This window comes from Cupriavidus sp. 05N40 (assembly GCF_056397305.1).
Map to the genome: position 1 here is coordinate 1 of NZ_JBFTND010000393.1, position 3055 is coordinate 3055.

General features: G+C 70.6%; 2 protein-coding genes. Both read left to right on the plus strand.

From position 1 onward, the window contains the following. Positions 1 to 1602: acyl-CoA carboxylase subunit beta (locus tag AC1DO7_RS40680; RefSeq protein WP_477117516.1), on the plus strand; the 1602-nt coding region annotated here is incomplete at its 5' end. Between the two features lie 44 nt (positions 1603 to 1646). After that, positions 1647 to 2981 carry a branched-chain amino acid ABC transporter substrate-binding protein gene (locus AC1DO7_RS40685; protein WP_441617909.1) on the plus strand — a complete coding sequence of 445 codons (1335 nt, stop codon included), beginning with the start codon at positions 1647 to 1649 and terminating at the stop codon, positions 2979 to 2981. Positions 2982 to 3055: the final 74 nt, after the last annotated feature.

The following is a 3055-nucleotide window of genomic DNA, read 5'->3' on the forward strand; positions in this document are numbered from 1 at the left end:
GACCATGCGCACGAAGCCGACGCCGCGCTGGACCCCGGCCACATCCGCGCCGACCTGCGCGACGCGCTGGCGCGCCAGGCGCTGACGCTCGATGCCGCGCGCCCCGAAGCAGTGGCCAGGCGCCATGCCCGCGGCGCACGCACCGCGCGCGAGAATATCGCGCAGCTGTGCGACGAAGGCTCCTTCATCGAGTACGGCGCGCTGGCCATCGCCGCGCAGCGGCAGCGCCGCAGCGTGGCAGACCTGGAACGCGCCACGCCGGCCGACGGCATCGTCACCGGCATCGGCACCGTCAATGCCGCGCACGTCCCAGCCGGGGACGCCCGCTGCATGGTGCTGGCCTACGACTACACGGTGCTGGCCGGCACGCAGGGCTTCTACGGCCACAAGAAGCTGGACCGCATGCTGGGGCTGGCCCGCCAGTGGCAGCTGCCGGTGGTGCTGTTCGCCGAAGGCGGCGGCGGCCGCCCCGGCGACACCGACATGCCGGTGGTGGCCGGGCTGGACTGCACCTCGTTCATCCAGTTCGCGCGGCTGTCCGGCCAGGTGCCGCTGGTGGGCATCGTCTCCGGCCGCTGCTTTGCCGGCAACGCCGCGCTGCTCGGCTGCGCCGATGTCATCATCGCCACCCGCGACGCCACCATTGGCATGGGCGGCCCGGCCATGATCGAGGGCGGCGGCCTGGGCGTGTTCGCGCCGGAGGAGGTCGGGCCGGTCAGCGTGCAGGCGCCCAACGGCGTGATCGATGTCCTGGTCGACGACGAGCCGGCCGCGGTGGCAGCCGCGCAGCGCTACCTGTCCTACTTCCAGGGCGACCTGGCGGCGTGGGAGGCGGGCGACGCGCGCGCGCTGCGCCACGCGATCCCCGAGAACCGGCTGCGCAGCTACGACATGCGCCACGTGCTGGCAACCCTTGCGGACCAGGGTTCGGTGCTGGAGCTGCGCGCCGCCTTCGGTACCGGCATGATCACCGCGCTGATCCGCATCGAAGGACGGGCCTTCGGCTGCATCGCCAACAACCCGCGCCACCTTGGCGGCGCCATCGATGCGGCGGCCGCCGACAAGGCCGCCCGCTTCATGCAGCTGTGCGACGCGCACGGCCTGCCCATCGTCTCGCTGTGCGATACGCCCGGCTTCATGGTGGGCCCGGAGGCCGAGAAGACCGCCACCGTGCGCCACGTGTCGCGCCTGTTCGTGACGGCCGGCGCGTTGCGCGTGCCGTTTTTCACGGTGGTGCTGCGCAAGGGCTACGGCCTGGGCGCGCAGGCCATGGCGGGCGGCAGCTTCGCCGCGCCGTTCTTCACCGCCGCCTGGCCCAGCGGCGAGTTCGGCGCGATGGGAATCGAAGGGTCGATCCGGCTGGGCTTTCGCAAGGAGCTGGAGGCGGTGGCCGATCCGGCCGAGCGCGAAGCCCTGTTCGCACGCATGGTGGATGCGGCGTACCAGCGCGGGCGCGCGCTCAACATGGCGAGCCACCTGGAAATCGACGCGGTGATCGACCCCGCCGATACGCGCCAGTGGCTGCTGCGCGGCCTGGCTTCGGTGCCGGCCGTACGCGGCGCGGAGGCGGCGCCGGCACGCCGTTTCATCGATACCTGGTGAGCAGCGGTAATATCGCTGGTAAGCAATGGGAGAGGGGATCGGCAATGCTTCATGATTTGATGCGCCTGGCCGGCGCAGCCGCCAGGATCGCGCGGCGCGTGGCCGCGTTGGCGGCATTCGCACTGGCCGGCGCGCTGCCGCTGCAGGCACATGCCCAGGCAGCGCAGCCGGACGTCCGGCAGGCGCCGGCGGCCGGCACKGGACCCATCAAGGTCGCGTTCATCGACCAGCTCTCCGGCCCGCTGGCCAATGTCGGCGAGATCTTCCTGGCCAACCTGAAGTTCGCGCTCGACGACGCCAATGCCCAGGGCGGCGCGCTGGGGCGCAACTACGAGTTGCTCACCTTTGACAACAAGCTGTCTCCGCAAGCCAGCCTGACCGCGCTGCAAGCCGCCATCGATGCCGGCGCACGCATCATCTTCACCGGCGCCTCGGGCTCGCCGGTGGTGAGCGCCCTGGCCGAAGCCGCCAACCGCCACAACGAGCGCAACCCCGGCCAGCGGGTCCTGATCATCAACTACGCCTCGCTCGATCCCGACCTGACCGGCATGCGCTGCAGTTTCTGGCTGTTCTCCACCGAGGCGAACACGGCCATGAAGATGCGCGCGCTGGCCAATTTCGCGCGCGGCGACAAGTCCATGCACAAGGTCTTCCTGCTGAACCAGGACTACACGCAGGGCCGCGTGTGGGCGGCACTGGGCCGGCAGATGATCTCGAATGTCCGGCCCGACGTGGAGTTCGTCGGCGAGGCGCTGCACCCGATGGCCAGGGTCAAGGACTTCTCGCCCTATGTCAGCATGATCAAGGCCAGCGGCGCCGACACCGTGATCACGGGCAACTGGGGCCAGGACCTGAGCCTGCTGGTCAAGGCGGCCGGCGACGCCGGCTATGAGCTGAACTACATCAACCACAGCGGCGGCGGCGCGCCGGGCACGGTCACGGCGGTGGCACAGGCGAAGAACGCACACCTGACCTGGGTGGCTGAATACTTGCCCAACGGCGACGACCCCGCGCTCAACGCGCTTGCCGCGCGCGTGCGGCAAACCTCCGCCGGCGAGTATTTCGCGCCGCGCGTGCTGATCGCCGTGCAGATGCTCACCGAAGCGATGCGCCGCGCGCAGTCCGACGAAGCGGCCAGCATCGCGCTGGCGCTGGAAGGCATGCAGTATCGCTCTGCGGTCGGCGAAGTGATGATGCGCAAGAGCGATCACCAGTTGCTGCTGCCCCAGGTGGTGTCCACCATCGCGCCGGTGGACGGCAAGACGGTCAAGGTTGGCGTGGAGGGCACCCAGTACGGCTTTCGCTTCGACAGCATGACCCCGGGACCGGACCTGAGCATGCCGTCGATGTGCCGGATGAAGCGGCCCGCGGGCAGCTGAACGGCCAGGTCAGGGCCTGGCCGCGGGCGCGGCGAATGTGTCGCGCGTGGCCGGCGCGGCCGGGGTGTCCGGCG